This is a genomic window from Pseudomonas frederiksbergensis (assembly GCF_017114915.1).
In the GTDB taxonomy this organism is placed as follows: domain Bacteria; phylum Pseudomonadota; class Gammaproteobacteria; order Pseudomonadales; family Pseudomonadaceae; genus Aquipseudomonas; species Aquipseudomonas frederiksbergensis_I.
Window position 1 is genome coordinate 53,726 of the sequence record NZ_JAAUOE010000012.1, and the last position, 17,228, is coordinate 70,953.

Sequence of the window (17,228 nt, forward strand, 5' to 3'; positions counted from 1 at the left end):
CCACGCTCCGCGTGGGAATGCCTCACCGGACGCTCTGCGTCCGCTCTTTGGGACGCGGAGCGTCCCTGGCTGCATTCCCACGCGGAGCGTGGGAACGATCACCTCAAGGCCGGCCGAGCAGATGACTCATCGCGGTCTTGAGCTTCATCGGCCGCACCGGTTTGTGCATCAGGGTGTGGCCCAGTTCGCGGATCTGCTGCTTGAGTTCATTGCTGTAGTTGGCGGTGATCATCATCGCCGGGATCGCCGAGGCGCGACGGGCGTTGATGCGGGCCACGGCGTCGACACCGTTCTGCTCGTCATCCAGGTGATAGTCGGCGATCAACAGATCGGCTTCGGCGTGATAATTATCCACTTGCCGCGCCAGATCCTCCTCCGACAGCGCCGTGACCACCCGACAGCCCCAACCTTCGAGCAAGGTGCGCATCCCGGCGCAAATCGCCGCGTCGTTGTCCAGCACCCACACCCGAGCACCGCGCAGCCGTTCGAGCATCGGTTCGCTCATCAGCAGGCTCGGCAATGCCTTCGGCGCTGTGGCGCTCAATGGCACCTCGACGGAAAACATCGAACCCTTGCCCGGCCATGAACGCACGTGGATCCGGTGGCCGAGAATACGGGCGATTTTCTCGACAATCGCCAGGCCCAGCCCCAAGCCGCGGTCCTGATCCGGGCGCTGCACGTCACCGCGCTTGAACTCCTGAAAAATCTCCTCCAGACGGTTTTCGGCAATGCCCATGCCGCTGTCCCAGACTTCAATCGTCAACCGCTGGTGATGACGCCGACAACCGAGCACCACCCGCCCGCTGTAGGTATAGCGAATGGCGTTGCTCAGCAGGTTGCGCAAGATCCGCGCGAGCAACTGAATGTCGCTGCGCACCAGCGCCGAACACGGAATGAAATGCAGCTCAAGGCCTTCACTGCGGGCCACCTGGGTGTACTCGGCGGCGAGGTTTTCCAGCAATTCGCTGAGGGCGAACGGCGCGATGTCGGCCTTGATCACCCCGGCATCGAGTTTGGAAATATCCACCAATGTGCCCAACAGATTTTCCACGTCTTCCAGGGAATTGCTGACGTTGCGCACCAGATTTTCGTTGGCCACCGGTTCCCGGCGCTCCAGCAACGCGCTGGTAAACAGCCGCGCGGCGTTGAGCGGTTGCAGCAGGTCGTGGCTGACGGCGGCGAGAAATTTGGTCTTCGACAGGTTGGCCTGCTCGGCCTCGAGCTTGGCTTCGCGCAAGCGTGACTCCACTCGGCGACGCTCGTCGATTTCGCGCAATAGCTGGTCATTGAGGGTGGTCAGTTCGGTGGTGCGTTCGCGCACCCGCAACTCCAGGTTCTGATAGGCCTGATGCAGCGCCTCGGCGGTGCGACGGCGCTCGGTGATGTCGCGGATCAGTACGAAAATCCCCACCACTTCCCCGCTGGCCAGGCGATTGGGCACGTAGGAACGCAGCATGTAGCGCTCCTGATTGTTGATGTTGGTTTCGGCAAACTCGAACGTCACGCTCTCACCGGCCAGGGCCCGCGCCACGTAGGCTTCCAGGCGCTGATAATGCTGCTCGCTGTGCACTTCGCGCAGGCTCTGCCCGAGCATCACGCCCCGGGGCCAGCAGTACCATTCTTCATAGACTTTGTTGGTGAACTCATACACCAGATCGGCATTGAGGTAGGCGATCAGCGCCGGCACATGGTCAGTGATCAAGCGAATCCAGCGTTCGCTTTCGCTGAGGGCTTCGGCGTGCCGGTAGCGTTCGGTGATGTCGGTGAAGGTGTTGACGAAGCCGCCGGTGGGCAACGGATGGGTGCGGATTTCCAGCACCCGGCCATCGCAGAGGCGCTGCTCGCATTCCTGCACTTGCCGCCCGTTGGCATCGCGACTGGCCGGGGTCAGCAGGTTCAGTTCGCTGTCGGCGATCACTTCGGCGAACGGTCGATGGGCCGCCACCGGGGCCAAGCCGCTGAGTTCCAGGAAGCGCCGGTTCCACAGTTCCAGAATGCCCTCGGCATTGACCATCGCCACCCCTTGGGACAGGTTGTCGACTGCCCGTTGCAACAGGTGCGACTTTTGCGCCACGGCCTGCTCGCGGCGCAGGGTTTCGCTGAGTTTGACGTCGGTGATGTCGGTGAACAGGATCACCCGCCCGCCTTCCTGGGTCGGCCGTTCACTGACTTGCAGCCAGCGGCCATTGTGCAGGCGATAGAGCAGGCTTTCGTCGACATGCGACCGAGGTTCTTCACTGAACAGCCCGGTCGAAGTCATCAACCGTTTGACCTCACTCAGGCGCATGCCGGCGTTGATCCGCACCCGGCTGTTGCCCCAAAACGCCTTGAAGCGGCTGTTGAACAGCACGATCCGCTGCTCGGCGTCGAACAGCACAAAGGCGTCGGAGATGCTTTCGATGGCGTCGATCAAGTGTTGATGGGCGGTTTCGGCCCGTAGCCGCGCTTCGCTGAGCAAATGGTTGCCAGCCTTGAGTTCGGCCATGGCCTGGTTCAGGGCATCGGTGCGCTCGCGCACCTGTTCGGCCAGCACCACCGAATGCTGGAACGCCGCATACGGGTCGTTGCCCCGGGTGATGCCGGACTCGATGCGCTCGATCAGCGCGCCATTGATGCGCTGCAATTTTTGGTTTTCGTGCTGCAGGCTGGCGATCTGCGCCTGAAGGTCAGCGCTGTCCAGGGGCACGGCCTCGGGCAATGGCGACCCCGGTGAAGGTCTGGTTGATGTGCATGCCATTGAACTGTTCTCCGTAGGTGTTGAAACCCATCACCCGCTGGTCTTGCAAAAACGCGCCGACCTGCTCGAGACGGCCGGCGTCTTCCAGTTCCAGGCGCCTGAGAAAGCAGTCGCAGCCGATGGTCAGCAACAGGTCGCCGAGACGCTCGCGCAAACCGTCGAACAGGTCTTGCAGATTCGGCAGCATGGGGCCGGGCTGCATGACGGTGAGGACGATGCCGTTCTCCACCGCACAGTAGAAACTCAGGCTCAGGTCCGGATGCACCTGCTGGATCGCCCGCACGTAATACTGATCGTTGATCCGCACTGCCAACGGGTGCGCGGCAAAGACTCGGTAATCAAGGTCCGCCACCGCCACGCCGATATGCCGGGCGTACTCTTCGGCGGCCGGTTCGGCGTTGAGTTCGAACACCCGCCGCGAGGCGCTATCGGCAGCGGTGACCACCAGTTTTTCGGCTCGGGGCAGTATGTGGTGGGTGGTGAAGACTTCGAAATCCAGCCAGGTGTTGACCAGCACCACCACCGCCGCGCCACTGTGGAACTCGCCGCCGAAATACACGTGGGTGTGGGTCAGGTAATTGTCGTCGCCGGCCGAACCGCCGAAATGCGGAATGTCGCCCAACGCCGCGCTCAAGGCAGCAAGCACCATTTCTTCACGGCTGGATAAGCCATCGAGCAGGGTCAGGGCAAAGCTGTTGCCTTTGATCGGCGCCAGGGTGTTGCTGCGACAACCGCTGACCAGGCGCTCGACCATCTGCTGGGCATCGATCAGGCTGAAATGCTCCATCTCATCGATCAATTCGGTGGAGATGGAAAAGTGCCGGTGGTCGAAGCCCACCGCCGTCACGCAGCTACGGCCATAGCCTTGGGGGGTGATTTCCCCGGCGCTGGTGCAGCCCACCAGGCGAATGCCACCGAAACTCTGCTGCAACGCCTGCCCCAGCGCCTGCAAGTCGTATTCGGCAGAACAGAAGAACAGCACGAAGCCCAAATGGGGGTGCAAGAGTTGTCGCGCCAGATCCTGGGCCGCTTGCTGGGCATCGGTGGCCTGGGACATGGCACTGACCACACCGTCGCTCTGAACCTGCTGCATCATCGCCCCCCGCCTGTATGAGGTTCGAGTGTACGAAGCCTGCGGGTGGCGACGAATGCTACTTGGGTAGCGGTCAGGCACTTCCATGGGATGAGAGCCGGACGGCATCTGCAAAACACCATATTCCCCTGTAGGAGCGGGCTTGCCCGCGAAGAGGCCGTCACATTCAACATTGATGTCGACTGACAGACCGCTTTCGCGGGCAAGCCCGCTCCTACAGGGAATCTGCGTTGTGCGGTTACCAGGTCAACACCGCCCCCACCGCAAACGTATCGGTGTCTTCATTCTGGGCGCTGGTGTCGTGGCCGTTGATTTCGAATTGGTTGTACTCGGCCACCAGCTTGAGGTTGTCGTTGACGTCATGGAACAGCGCGATGCCGCGGGTTTCGTAATCGGCGCCGCTGCCGACCACGCCGTTGCCATCGTCCTCGGTCTTGCCGTAAGACAGGGCCAGGCGGTTCTTGCCCAGTTTGTAGGAGCCCTGCAGCAGGTAACCGTTGCTGTCGACATTGCGCAGGGTCGGCTCGCCCGCGTTGTTGGTGAAGAACGGGTTGATGCCCTTGGCCTGGAAGCCGGAGCCGGTCAGCGACAGCCCGCCCATCTTCGCCTGCACGCCGTAGCCGACGCCTTTGGAGGTGACGGACTCGACGCTGGAATCGGTGTTGTCCGACGTCTGGTAGCTGCCGTTGAGCCAGCTGTAAATCTTCGCCCCGCCAACGTCGAACTGATAGGTGATCTCGCTCTCGGTGCGCGGATTTTCCTGATAGGCCTTGCCGGTTGCGCTGCTGTCGTTGGTGTCGACCGGGTCCATGATCCCCACCGCCACCCGCAAACCGTCCATCACCGGGGTGCGATAGGTAATCTGCGAGGTCGGGAACGGGTACGGATAACCGCTGCCGATGTTGCCGAACGACACCCCACCGCCGTCCACCAGGCCCAAGGTATCGCTGACCTGGCCGTAACCGGCGAGCAGTTCATCGAGCAGGATGTTGGAGCGGGCAAACAGGCCGAAGTCCTTGCCGATCAGCACTTCGCCCCACTCCGGGTTGGCCACCGTGCCGTAGAACTGCCGCACGTCGATGGCGGTGTCGGTGCCGTTGGTTTCGCTGTCGTTGATGGTCACCCAGAACGAAGCCCGGGCGCCGAGCTTGAGGTCATCGACCTGTTTGCCCATGTTGAAGCCCAGGTAGTTGGGCAAAAACCCCATCTTCACCCGCGCCTGGCGTCGGTCGTACTGCTCGCCGGCCCGGTCCACATCGCTGTTGACGTAGAAGGCGTTGACATAGCCATCCGTGGAGAACGTGGTCTGGTCCTTGTCGTACAGCATGATCTCGGCCTCGGCCATTGAGCTCAGGCCCAGGGATGACAGACTGGCGATGAAGGCCGGCAAGAAACGGTGCTTGAAATTCTTATTGTTGTGCATGGAGCGCTCCGCAACGGGGGGACTTGATGTCGGAGGCGATTATCGAAAGCGGACCGGCGGCGTCATACGCTGCCTTGGGGGCGGTTGTCAGGTGCTTTGGGCTGGCCGGTAGCGCACAGCAAGTTTGGTGTAAGACCGCCTGTCGGCCAGGCCCGGAACTTAGGGTGTAAGCCTGTGGACCCGAGTGGCGTCCACAGGAACCGGTGCCCGTCAGGCGAGCGCTCTAAACAGCATGTAAACGGCGATCACCACGCAGACGCTGGCAAAGCCCATCTGCAGCCCTCGGGCCGGCACCCGCGCGCAGAGTTTCCGGCCGAGGATCATCCCGACGATGCTGGCGACAATGAACGACACGCCCAGACCATCGATCCGCACCCCGGCATGAAACGCGCCGATCACCCCAATCACCGAGATCAGGCTGATCACCATCAACGACGTGGCAACGATCCCGCGCATTTGCACATCGGTCAGTTGCTTGAACGCGGGCACTATCAGAAAGCCGCCACCGACCCCGAGCAGCCCCGAGACCACACCGGTCACCGCGCCGAGCGCGGCAAGGGTCGCAGTGCATTTGGCGGTCCAGGAAAAACGCCCGGTCTGCTGATCAAGCATGCAGTTCTTCTGGCCCCAGTTGGCGTGGCCATGGTCGCTGGGGCCGGCGTCGTGCTTTTCCGGGCGCAGCATCCGCCAGGCCACCATGACCATCAGCAGACTGAACAGGACCATCAGGCTCTTTTCCGGCAACTGATGCGCGAAGTAGATGCCCACCGGCGAAAACACCGCGCCCAGCAGTGCAATCAACAACGCCGCGCGATAACGCACCAGGCCATGGCGCAAACCGTCGATCGCCCCGATTGCCGCCGCACTGCCCACCGCGAACAACGCGACGGGTGCCGCTTGGGTCATGGTCAGACCCAACCCGAGCACTAGGGCCGGCACCGCAAGAATACCGCCACCGGCTCCGGTCAAGCCGAGCACCAGGCCCATGACCAGGCCAAAAAAACTTGCCAGCAACATAAAACACTCATGATCCGCGAAAAAAGGCCGGGTACGCCCGGTATCGATTGAGTGACAGGATAGAGCCCGCGCAGTTTTTTTCATCAACTGAATGGATGCGGGGCTGGCCAATGCAGGGAAAATGAAACTACCCTCAAGACCTGTCCAAGAAGAAACGGCCACCATGCCCGCCTTGATTGAAGCCTTCCTCGATCCCGCATCAAAGACCTACAGCTACGTGATCCACGAACACGATGGCGGCCAGTGCGCGATTGTCGATCCCGTGCTGGATTACGACGCCGCCGCCGGGCGCACCTCGACCACCCAGGCCGACAGGATCATCGCCTTCGTGCGTGAACACCAGTTGCAAGTGCAATGGCTGCTGGAAACCCACGCCCATGCCGATCACCTGTCGGCAGCGCCGTATCTGCGTCGGGAACTGGGGGGCAAGATTGCGATCGGGCAGTCGATCAGCCAGGTTCAGGGGGTATTCAAGACGCTGTTCAACCTTGAACCGGGGTTCAGCGTCGACGGTTCACAGTTCGATCACCTATTCGCGCCGAACGAGTCATTCCGCATCGGCAACCTCAAGGCCACGGCCCTGCATGTGCCCGGGCACACCCCGGCAGACATGGCTTACTTGATCGACGGCGATGTGATTCTGGTGGGCGATACCTTGTTCATGCCGGACGTCGGCACCGCGCGCTGCGACTTCCCCGGTGGCAACGCCAACCAGATGTTTGCCTCGATCCGCAAATTGCTGGCCTTCCCCGCCAGCGTGCGGCTCTACGTCTGCCACGATTACCCACCCGTGGGCCGCGCCCCGCAATGCCAGTCCACGGTCGGCGAGCAGCGCAAAAGCAACATTCATATTCACGACGGCATCGACGAAGCCACCTTCGTCGCCATGCGCACCCAGCGTGACGCCGGTTTGTGCATGCCGACGCTGTTGCTGCCGGCGATTCAGGTGAATGTGCGGGCGGGGAATTTGCCGCCGGCCGAAGATAACGGCGTGACCTACCTGAAAATCCCCCTGAATCAACTTTAACCTTCGATCGTTCCCACGCTCCGCGTGGGAATGCATCCCGTGACGCTCTGCGTCACCTGCGGAAGCGGAACGCGGAGCGTCCCTGGCGGCATTCCCACGCGGAGCGTGGGAACGATCATCAACGCAGTGCGTGGGAACGATCAGTTGGCCAGGGTCAACCCATTCGCCGGCAACGGCAGCGCCGTCTTATAGCGCACTTGCTTGAGCGCAAAGCTCGAACGGATGTTCGCCACCCCCGGCACTTTGGTCAGAAAGTCCATCATGAAGCGCTCCAGCGACTGAATGGTCGGCACCAGCACGCGGATCAGGTAGTCCGGGTCGCCGGCCATCAGATAGCACTCCATCACTTCCGGGCGATCCGAAATCGCCTCTTCGAAATGCTGCAACGCTTCCTCTACCTGCTTCTCCAGGCTGACGTGAATGAACACGTTGACGTGCAGCCCCAGCAGGTCGGCATCCAGCAGCGTCACTTGCTCGCGAATCAGCCCCAGTTCTTCCATCGCCTTGACCCGATTGAAGCACGGCGTCGGCGACAGGTTCACCGAGCGCGCGAGGTCGGCGTTGGTGATGCGCGCGTTCTCCTGAAGGCTGTTGAGAATGCCGATGTCGGTACGGTCCAGTTTGCGCATGAGACAAAACCACCTGTTTTTTATGTTTATGCAGAATTTCTATCCTTAAATAACCTCCAGCGCAACGAAACACAGAGAAATATTCTTCTTGGCCCGGCCTATGATTGTTGTAGGACAAGATTTCTTTTACCGAAGAATGACTGCCAGCTCACTACAAGAAATTCACAAGATCGAGCGTAGAAGCCATGAACCAAGCGTACGAACCGCTGCGCCTGCACGTTCCCGAACCTTCGGGCCGCCCAGGGTGCAAAACCGACTTCTCCTACCTGCGTCTGACCGACGCCGGTACGGTGCGCAAACCCCCAATCGACGTAGAACCCGCCGACACCGCCGATCTGGCCCGTGGCCTGATTCGCGTGCTCGACGACCAGGGCAATGCCCTCGGCCCATGGGCTGAAGGGGTACCCGTCGAGGTCCTGCGCAAAGGCATGCGCGCCATGCTCAAGACGCGGATTTTCGACAACCGCATGGTGGTCGCCCAGCGTCAGAAAAAAATGTCGTTCTACATGCAAAGCCTTGGCGAAGAAGCCATCGGCAGCGCCCAGGCCCTGGCCTTGAACATCGACGACATGTGCTTCCCCACCTACCGTCAGCAAAGCATCCTGATGGCCCGCGAAGTGCCACTGGTGGATCTGATCTGCCAACTGCTGTCCAACGAGCGCGATCCGCTCAAGGGTCGTCAGTTGCCGATCATGTACTCGGTGAAAGACGCCGGTTTCTTCACCATTTCCGGCAACCTCGCCACCCAATTCGTCCAGGGCGTGGGCTGGGGCATGGCCTCGGCGATCAAGGGCGACACCAAAATCGCCTCGGCCTGGATCGGCGACGGCGCCACCGCCGAAGCGGACTTCCACACCGCCCTCACCTTCGCCCACGTCTACCGTGCGCCGGTGATCCTCAACGTGGTCAACAACCAGTGGGCGATCTCGACGTTCCAGGCGATTGCCGGTGGTGAAGCCACTACTTTTGCCGGACGCGGCGTCGGTTGCGGCATCGCCTCCCTGCGGGTCGATGGCAACGACTTTGTCGCGGTCTACGCCGCTTCCACCTGGGCCGCCGAACGCGCGCGGCGCAACCTCGGCCCGACCATGATCGAATGGGTCACCTACCGCGCCGGCCCGCACTCGACCTCCGATGATCCGTCCAAATACCGTCCCGCCGACGACTGGAGTCACTTCCCGTTGGGTGACCCGATTGCGCGCCTCAAGCAGCACCTGATCAAAATCGGTCAGTGGTCCGAAGAGGAACACACCGCCGTCAGTGCCGAACTGGAAGCCGAAGTGATCGCCGCGCAGAAAGAAGCCGAGCAGTACGGCACCCTCGCCGGCGGCCAGATTCCGAGCGCCGCGACCCTGTTCGAAGACGTCTACAAAGAGATGCCGGAGCACTTGAAGCGCCAGCGTCAGGAGTTGGGGATCTGACATGAACGATCACAACAATAATATTCAGTTGGAAACCGCCATGACCACGACCACCATGACCATGATCCAGGCCCTGCGCTCGGCCATGGATGTGATGCTTGAGCGTGACGACAATGTCGTGGTGTTCGGCCAGGACGTCGGCTATTTCGGTGGCGTGTTCCGTTGCACCGAAGGCCTGCAGACCAAGTACGGCACCTCCCGGGTGTTCGATGCGCCGATCTCCGAAAGCGGCATCGTCGGCGTCGCCGTGGGCATGGGCGCCTACGGTTTGCGGCCAGTGGCGGAGATTCAGTTCGCCGATTACGTTTACCCGGCGTCGGACCAGATCATTTCCGAAGCCGCCCGCTTGCGCTACCGCTCGGCTGGCGAGTTCACCGCGCCGATGACCTTGCGCATGCCCTGCGGCGGCGGCATCTACGGCGGCCAGACCCACAGCCAGAGCATCGAGGCGATGTTCACCCAGGTCTGCGGCTTGCGTACCGTCATGCCATCCAACCCTTACGACGCCAAAGGCCTGCTGATCGCCTCCATCGAAAACGATGACCCGGTGATCTTCCTCGAGCCAAAACGCCTGTACAACGGCCCGTTCGACGGCCATCACGACCGCCCGGTAACCCCGTGGTCGAAACACCCCGCCGCGCAAGTGCCGGACGGCTACTACACCGTGCCGCTGGACGTTGCCGCCATCGCGCGTCCGGGCAAGGACGTGACCGTGCTCACTTACGGCACCACCGTCTACGTCTCGCAAGTCGCCGCTGAAGAAACCGGTGTCGACGCCGAAGTCATCGACCTGCGCAGCCTGTGGCCGCTGGACCTGGAAACCATCGTCAAGTCGGTGAAGAAAACCGGACGTTGTGTGGTGGTGCACGAAGCCACCCGCACCTGCGGTTTCGGTGCAGAGCTGGTCGCGCTGGTGCAAGAGCATTGCTTCCACCACCTGGAAGCGCCGATCGAGCGCGTCACCGGCTGGGACACCCCCTACCCGCACGCGCAAGAGTGGGCGTATTTCCCAGGCCCGTCCCGAGTGGGCGCGGCGTTGAAACGGGTCATGGAGGTCTGAATGGGCACGCACGTTATTAAAATGCCGGACATTGGCGAAGGCATTGCAGAAGTTGAATTGTCTCAGTGGCACGTCAAGGTCGGTGACATGGTCGTCGAAGATCAGGTGCTGGCTGATGTGATGACCGACAAGGCGATGGTCGATATTCCATCCCCGGTGCATGGCAAGGTGATTGCCCTCGGCGGCCAACCCGGCGAAGTCATGGCGGTCGGCAGCGTGCTGATCAGCATTGAAGTCGAAGGCGCGGGCAACGTTAAAGAGTCGGCTCAGCCAGTAGCGGTTAAAGAAGCACCGGTTGCAGCGCCGAAAGTTGAAGCCGTTGTTGAAAGCAAACCGGTCGCGGCGCCTCGCCCGGCCACCGCGTGCCAAGGTCCGATGGTTGCCCGTGAAGCCGACGAGCGTCCGCTGGCCTCCCCGGCCGTGCGCAAACATGCACTGGACCTCGGCATTCAATTGCGCCTGGTGCGTGGCACTGGCCCTGCCGGGCGGATTCTGCACGAAGACCTCGAAGCCTATCTGGCTCAGGGTCAGTCGAATGCATCGACCGCCACCGCCGCTTACGCCCAGCGTAACGACGAACAGCAAATCCCGGTGATCGGCATGCGCCGCAAGATCGCCCAGCGCATGCAGGACGCCACCCAGCGTGCCGCCCACTTCAGTTACGTCGAAGAGATCGACGTCACGGCCGTCGAAGAGCTGCGTGCGCACCTGAACGAAAAACACGGCGCGACCCGTGGCAAGCTGACCTTGCTGCCGTTCCTGGTCCGTGCGCTGGTCGTGGCCCTGCGCGACTTCCCGCAGATCAACGCCCGTTACGACGACGAAGCCCAGGTCATCACCCGCCTCGGCGCGGTGCATGTGGGCATCGCCACCCAAGCCGAGATCGGTTTGATGGTGCCGGTGGTGCGTCATGCCGAAGCCCGCAGTCTGTGGGACAACGCCGCGGAAATCTCCCGTTTGGCCACGGCTGCACGCACTGGCAAGGCCAGCCGCGATGAGCTGTCCGGCTCGACCATCACCCTGACCAGCCTCGGCGCGTTGGGCGGCATCGTCAGCACGCCGGTGCTGAACCTGCCGGAAGTGGCAATCGTCGGCGTGAACAAAATCGTCGAACGCCCGATGGTGATCAAAGGCCAGATCGTGATCCGCAAGATGATGAACCTCTCCAGCTCCTTCGATCACCGCGTGGTCGATGGCATGGACGCGGCGCTCTTCATCCAGGCCATCCGTGGCTTGCTCGAACAACCCGCAACGCTGTTTGTGGAGTAAGGAATGCAACAGACTCTAAATACCACGCTGCTGATCATCGGCGGCGGCCCTGGCGGTTATGTGACGGCGATTCGGGCCGGTCAGTTGGGCATTTCGACCATTCTGGTGGAAGGCCAATCGTTGGGCGGCACCTGCCTGAACATCGGCTGCATTCCGTCCAAGGCGCTGATCCACGTCGCCGAACAGTTCCACCAGACGCAACACCATAGCCAACACGCGGCATTGGGCATCAGCGTGTCGGCGCCGACCCTGGACATCGGCAAGAGCGTCGAGTGGAAGGACGGCATCGTGGACCGCCTGACCACCGGCGTCTCGGCACTGCTGAAAAAGCACAAGGTCCAGGTCATTCAAGGCTGGGCCAAGGTGATCGACGGCAAAACCGTTGAAGTGGGCGACACGCGGATTCAGTGCGAGCACCTGGTGCTGGCCACCGGCTCGAAAAGCGTCAACCTGCCGATGCTGCCGATTGGCGGGCCGATCATCTCCTCCACTGAAGCCCTGGCGCCGACCAGCGTGCCGAAACGGCTGATCGTGGTCGGTGGCGGTTACATCGGCCTGGAACTGGGGATTGCCTATCGCAAACTCGGCGCCGACGTCAGCGTGGTCGAGGCGCAGGATCGGATCCTGCCGGCCTACGATGCTGAATTGACCCATCCGGTGCACGAAGCGCTCAAGCAACTCGGCGTGAAGCTTTACTTGAAGCACAGCGTTGAAGGCTTTGATTCACAAGCAAATACCTTGCAAGTTCGTGACCCGAACGGCGACACCCTGAATCTTGAAACCGATCAGGTGCTGGTGGCCGTCGGTCGCAAACCCAACACCCAGGGCTGGAACCTTGAAGCCTTGAACCTGGACATGAACGGTTCGGCGATCAAGATCGACAACCGTTGCCAGACCAGCATGCGCAACGTCTACGCCATCGGCGACCTGAGCGGCGAACCGATGCTCGCCCACCGGGCCATGGCCCAAGGCGAGATGGTTGCCGAGCTGATCAGCGGTAAACACCGCGAATTCAACCCGACCGCCATCGCCGCCGTGTGCTTCACCGACCCGGAATTGGTGGTGGTCGGCAAGACCCCGGACGAGGCCAAGGCTGCGGGGCTGGACTGCATCGTGTCCAACTTCCCGTTCGCCGCCAATGGCCGGGCGATGACGCTGGAGTCCAAAAGCGGCTTCGTGCGGGTCGTGGCGCGACGTGACAATCATCTGATTGTCGGCTGGCAGGCGGTGGGTGTGGGTGTTTCGGAGTTGTCGACGGCGTTCGGTCAAAGCCTGGAAATGGGCGCTCGGCTGGAAGACATCGCCGGCACCATCCACGCGCATCCAACGCTGGGTGAGGCGGTGCAGGAAGCGGCGTTGCGTGCGTTGGGCCACGCGTTGCACCTATAACCGCCTCACGCTGATCGTTCCCACGCTCTGCGTGGGAATGCCTCAATGGACGCTCTGCGTCCCGGGCTGCACTCCTTTGCTGCGCGTGGGAACGATCAGTAACCGTAATCCGGGCTGCGAAATGGACCCGGAATGAAGTATTGTTGTCCCCATCCAGAAAAATGTCAGAAGCCTTGAACCGTTTCGGCGGTTGTTAAGTGATAGAGGGTGTCATGGGTAACGAAAGCATCAATTGGGACAAGCTGGGTTTTGACTACATCAAGACAGACAAGCGCTATCTGTCGCACTGGCGTAATGGCGAGTGGGACAAAGGCACCTTAACCTCTGACAACGTGCTGCACATCAGCGAAGGTTCCACTGCCCTTCACTATGGCCAGCAGTGCTTCGAAGGCCTGAAGGCCTACCGTTGCAAGGACGGTTCGATCAACCTGTTCCGCCCGGACCAGAACGCCGCACGCATGCAACGCAGCTGCGCGCGCCTGCTGATGCCGCAGGTGTCCACCGAACAGTTCATCGAAGCGTGCAAGGACGTGGTCCGCGCCAACGAGCGTTTCATCCCGCCTTACGGCACCGGCGGCGCGTTGTACCTGCGCCCGTTCGTGATCGGCGTGGGTGACAACATCGGCGTGCGTACCGCGCCGGAGTTCATTTTCTCGATCTTCTGCATCCCGGTCGGCGCCTACTTCAAGGGCGGCCTGACCCCGCACAATTTCCTGATCTCCAGCTACGACCGTGCCGCCCCACAAGGCACCGGCGCGGCCAAGGTCGGTGGCAACTACGCCGCCAGCCTGATGCCGGGCTCCCAGGCCAAGAAGGCGCACTTCGCCGACGCCATCTATCTGGACCCGATGACCCACACCAAAATCGAAGAAGTCGGCTCGGCCAACTTCTTCGGGATCACCCACGACAATAAGTTCGTCACCCCGAATTCCCCTTCGGTGTTGCCGGGCATCACCCGTCTGTCGTTGATCGAACTGGCCAAGACCCGTCTGGGCCTGGAAGTGGTCGAAGGTGACGTGTTCATCGACAAGCTGTCCGACTTCAAGGAAGCCGGTGCTTGCGGTACTGCTGCCGTGATCACCCCGATCGGCGGCATCAGCTACAAAGACAAGCTGCACGTGTTCCACAGCGAAACCGAAGTCGGCCCGGTCACCCAGAAGCTCTACAAAGAACTGACCGGTGTACAGACCGGCGACATCGAGGCGCCAGCGGGCTGGATCGTCAAGGTTTGATCTGACGCGACTGTCCGTTTGAACACAAAAGCCCGGCCTTCACGTTGAAGGCCGGGCTTTTTTTCGCCCGCGTTTCGTGCAAAACGCCACTAGACTTGCCACGTGCAACCGCCATCAACAGGTGCCACCAAACCCATGGGTAAATTCTGGCGAAAGTATCTGGCCTTGCTGGAAACAGACTTCACCACGCAAGTGTTCGACAACATCAAGAACCTGCTGGTGTGCGCCCTGTTGTTCGCGGCGGGCACCAACGCGTTGCATGGCGGTCATCAACTGTTTATGGGGTTGCTCGCCTCGAACCTCGCCGGCTGGGGGTTGATTGCAACCTCAGCACTGCTGATGCTGCTCAGTGTCAGCGACGGCATACGCCGGCTGTCCAGGTTGCCGTATCACACGGCGTTTCAGATCATTCTGTTTCTGGTCTACCTGGTGATGGCGGTGCGGGTGGTGGAGATCGTCTGGGATTTCAGGGCGTAGCGGTCACCGCACGAGGTGTTTGCCAACGCAGCTCATCCTGAGCGATCCGGGCAAACAACCACTCCACAAAGATCCGCGTGTGCGCCGTCGCGTCCGGCGCAACACCGTAGTAATAACGCGGCAACGGCATGCGCAACTCGGGTAACGGGCAGATCAGGCGTCCGCTCGAGATGTGGGTGCCCAGCAAAGAGGTCGGGCACAAGGCAATGCCCTGTCCATCCACGGCGGCCTGAAGCACCAGGTGCATGTGATCAAACTGCCGGGTGACCTGAGTGGCTGACTGGCTTTGACCAAAGTGCATGGCCCAATTATGCCAATCTTCGCGGCGTGCCTTGGCGGTCAGTAACGTATGCCGACTCAGGGACGTGAGGTCCTCAAGTGGCAGGCGCTCGATCAGCGCAGGCGCCGCGACCAGCAACAGTTCGTCTTCGAACAGCGCTCGCGCCTCAATCGCCGGTGCCCAATCGTCACGACCACGGCGAATGACGATATCGAACCCGTCGCGTGCCTGATCGGGTGCCTGGGTTTGAGTGATCACCCGCGGCTCGATGCCTGGGTGCTGCGCAATGAAATCCGCCAGCCTGGGCGTCAGCCAAAGCACGGCAAAGGACGGACGCACATTGATCTTCACGGTAGGCAGCGAGGCATGCTGCTTGAGCGCAGCGGCGGCGTTGGCGATCTGCGACAACCCGGCGCTGACCTGCTCATAAAAGCGCTGGCCGGCCGGCGTCAGCACCGATTGCCGGATACGCCGCTCGAACAGCAGCACACCCAGGTACTCCTCGAGCAATTTGATGTGCCGGCTGACGGCACTGTGGCTGACATGCAGCTCTGCGGCCGCCAGGCTGAAGCTCTGATGACGAGCAGCAACGGCGAAGGCGCGAACAGCATTAAGAGGCGGTAGTGGATTTATCATGCGTCTAATTTAGTCACCTATGCGCTGTAATTAAAGCGTTTGTCACGCCTTCGTCGCCACGCCAATCTGCCAGCACGCAGCAGCGCCACCTGACGGAGCACGACATGAACAGCTACGGCCTCTTTGTACTTTTCGCCACCCTGACCATTTTGAGCCCGGGGCCGGGCGTGGTCCTGACCCTGTCCAACGCGGTGCGCCACGGCTGGACAGGGGCGGTGCCGGGAATTCTGGGGATCGCGTCGGGGGCGTTTGTGGTCGCCGCCATCAGCGCCACCAGTGTTGGCCTGATACTCAGCACCTCCGCGAACGCCTTTACCGCGTTGAAATATGCAGGGGCCGCCTATTTGTTGTACCTGGGCTACAAAAGCTGGCACTCGGATCGTTCCAGCACGCTGCTTGAAACGCGGCCCTCAAGCCCGGGTTATCGCTTCCTTGAAGCGGCTTCGATGCAGCTTCTGAACCCCAAGGCGGTGTTTTTCTTTCTGGCGGTGTTCCCGCAATTCATCGACACCTCGGCGCACTTCTACACCCAGTTCTTCAAACTGGTCGCCTCCTACGCCGTATTGGTGATCCTGGTGCATGGCGGCTATGCCTTGCTCGCCAATGCCGCCAAAGGCTGGTTGTCGAGCCCGAAAGGTTCCTGGCTGACCGCGAAAGTTTCGGGCGTGACCTTCGCAGGCTTTGGCGTGCTCATGGCCTCGGCCAGTCGCTAAGCCGCAGGACTGGCAATCGCGCGGCGCTTGTTCTCGGTGGACGTGAGTGGCGCTGTCGCTCCCTGAACCGGCAGTTCAATGGCGAACCGGTGACTGAGTTCCTTGCGCCCCACCACCGTCAACGCCAACGCCCGACTGTCCAGGTCCTGCATCACCCATTGGCGTTTGATCGCCGTTTGCAGCAACGCCGCGCCCAAGGCACCGCCCAGGTGCGGCCGGCGCATGCTCCAGTCCAGGCACGGGCAGGCGAAACGGCGGCGCACGGTGCCGAGGTCTTTGATGTCGATACCCAGTCCTTCGAACAACGCTTCACCGCTGTCGCTCAGTCGATAAGCCTGCTCATCGGTGTCCAGCAACCACCCCGCCTCGATCATCCGGTCATGCAGCAATACCGCCAACGTGCCAGCCATGTGGTCGTAGCAGGTGCGGGCGAATTGCAGGCGATCCGGGGTGCGCGGGTTGAACGTTGGCGCGGCGTTCTGGCCGATCACCATCAGCGCTTCCAGCGCCTGGGCCACGCGTTTGTCCGCGAGGCTGTAATAGCGATGGCGGCCCTGAACGTGCAAACGCACCAGCGCCAGTTCCTTGAGCTTGGCCAAGTGGGCGCTGGCGGTTGAGGCGCTGACTTCGGCAATCGTCGCCAACTCGGTGCTGGTGCGGGCGTGGCCGTCCATCAGCGAACAGAGGATTTTCGTCCGGGCAGGCTCTGCAATCGCCGCGGCCACTTGAGAGACGCCGACGTCGTGTTGTTCTGCGTTCATATTTCGCTCCCGGACGAATCAAGGCCCTTTGTGACCGGAGATAGTAGCAACACTTTCCAACCAT

The 17,228-nt window shown here is 61.6% G+C and carries 15 protein-coding genes; 8 read left to right on the forward strand and 7 right to left on the reverse strand.

Features of this window, described 5'->3' with window-relative positions:
* Positions 1–103: 103 nt before the first annotated feature.
* The 4 genes from nahK to HCU66_RS11550 all read right to left on the reverse strand — a co-directional run bounded on the left by nahK (position 104) and on the right by HCU66_RS11550 (position 6,270).
* Positions 104–2,737: a hybrid sensor histidine kinase/response regulator NahK/ErcS' gene (nahK, locus tag HCU66_RS11535; protein WP_420908054.1), complete on the reverse strand. Its 2,634-nt coding sequence runs from the start codon at positions 2,735–2,737 to the stop codon at positions 104–106.
* Positions 2,667–3,830 carry a nitric oxide-sensing protein NosP gene (nosP, locus tag HCU66_RS11540; protein ID WP_205888677.1) on the reverse strand — a complete coding sequence of 388 codons (1,164 nt, stop codon included), beginning with the start codon at positions 3,828–3,830 and terminating at the stop codon, positions 2,667–2,669. Before nosP ends, nahK begins: the two co-directional genes overlap by 71 nt.
* A 238-nt stretch (positions 3,831–4,068) precedes the next feature.
* Complete coding sequence (locus HCU66_RS11545; RefSeq protein WP_205888609.1) at positions 4,069–5,253, reverse strand: porin; 1,185 nt, start codon at positions 5,251–5,253, stop codon at positions 4,069–4,071.
* Between the two features lie 210 nt (positions 5,254–5,463).
* Positions 5,464–6,270, reverse strand: a complete 807-nt coding sequence (locus tag HCU66_RS11550) for a sulfite exporter TauE/SafE family protein (protein WP_205888610.1) — start codon at positions 6,268–6,270, stop codon at positions 5,464–5,466.
* Positions 6,271–6,433: 163 nt separating this feature from the next.
* Between HCU66_RS11550 and HCU66_RS11555 the strand changes: the two genes are divergently transcribed.
* A complete protein-coding gene (locus tag HCU66_RS11555) occupies positions 6,434–7,297 on the forward strand; it encodes an MBL fold metallo-hydrolase (RefSeq protein ID WP_205888611.1) in 864 nt (287 codons plus the stop codon).
* Positions 7,298–7,437: 140 nt separating this feature from the next.
* Here HCU66_RS11555 and bkdR read toward each other — a convergent pair whose 3' ends face one another.
* On the reverse strand, positions 7,438–7,926 hold the full coding sequence (gene bkdR / locus HCU66_RS11560; RefSeq protein ID WP_017339472.1) for a Bkd operon transcriptional regulator BkdR: 489 nt from the start codon (positions 7,924–7,926) through the stop codon (positions 7,438–7,440).
* Positions 7,927–8,111: 185 nt separating this feature from the next.
* Between bkdR and HCU66_RS11565 the strand changes: the two genes are divergently transcribed.
* The 6 genes from HCU66_RS11565 (at position 8,112) to HCU66_RS11590 (ending at position 14,774) form a co-directional block, all read left to right on the forward strand.
* The gene (locus HCU66_RS11565; protein ID WP_205888612.1) at positions 8,112–9,347 is read left to right on the forward strand and encodes a 3-methyl-2-oxobutanoate dehydrogenase (2-methylpropanoyl-transferring) subunit alpha; all 1,236 of its coding nucleotides are present in this window, start codon (positions 8,112–8,114) and stop codon (positions 9,345–9,347) included.
* Position 9,348: 1 nt separating this feature from the next.
* Entirely contained in the window at positions 9,349–10,407 is a 1,059-nt protein-coding gene (locus HCU66_RS11570) for an alpha-ketoacid dehydrogenase subunit beta (RefSeq protein WP_205888613.1), read from the forward strand.
* Positions 10,408–11,676, forward strand: a complete 1,269-nt coding sequence (locus tag HCU66_RS11575) for a dihydrolipoamide acetyltransferase family protein (protein ID WP_205888614.1) — start codon at positions 10,408–10,410, stop codon at positions 11,674–11,676.
* Between the two features lie 3 nt (positions 11,677–11,679).
* Positions 11,680–13,065, forward strand: coding sequence for a dihydrolipoyl dehydrogenase (lpdA, locus tag HCU66_RS11580; protein WP_205888615.1), 1,386 nt, complete (start codon positions 11,680–11,682; stop codon positions 13,063–13,065).
* A 212-nt stretch (positions 13,066–13,277) separates the two neighbouring features.
* Positions 13,278–14,297 (forward strand): branched-chain amino acid aminotransferase, encoded by a 1,020-nt coding sequence (locus HCU66_RS11585; RefSeq protein ID WP_205888616.1) that lies wholly within the window; start codon positions 13,278–13,280, stop codon positions 14,295–14,297.
* Positions 14,298–14,432: 135 nt separating this feature from the next.
* Positions 14,433–14,774 carry a hypothetical protein gene (locus HCU66_RS11590; RefSeq protein WP_205888617.1) on the forward strand — a complete coding sequence of 114 codons (342 nt, stop codon included), beginning with the start codon at positions 14,433–14,435 and terminating at the stop codon, positions 14,772–14,774.
* Here HCU66_RS11590 and HCU66_RS11595 read toward each other — a convergent pair.
* Positions 14,764–15,690: a LysR substrate-binding domain-containing protein gene (locus HCU66_RS11595; protein ID WP_205888618.1), complete on the reverse strand. Its 927-nt coding sequence runs from the start codon at positions 15,688–15,690 to the stop codon at positions 14,764–14,766. The two genes, HCU66_RS11590 and HCU66_RS11595, sit on opposite strands and share 11 nt — an antisense overlap.
* Before the next feature lie 104 nt (positions 15,691–15,794).
* Between HCU66_RS11595 and HCU66_RS11600 the strand changes: the two genes are divergently transcribed.
* Entirely contained in the window at positions 15,795–16,403 is a 609-nt protein-coding gene (locus HCU66_RS11600; protein ID WP_205888619.1) for a LysE family translocator, read from the forward strand.
* On the opposite strand, the gene HCU66_RS11605 is transcribed toward HCU66_RS11600, so the two are convergent.
* Positions 16,400–17,164, reverse strand: a complete 765-nt coding sequence (locus HCU66_RS11605) for an ArsR/SmtB family transcription factor (protein WP_205888620.1) — start codon at positions 17,162–17,164, stop codon at positions 16,400–16,402. The genes HCU66_RS11600 and HCU66_RS11605 overlap by 4 nt on opposite strands.
* Positions 17,165–17,228 lie beyond the last annotated feature (64 nt).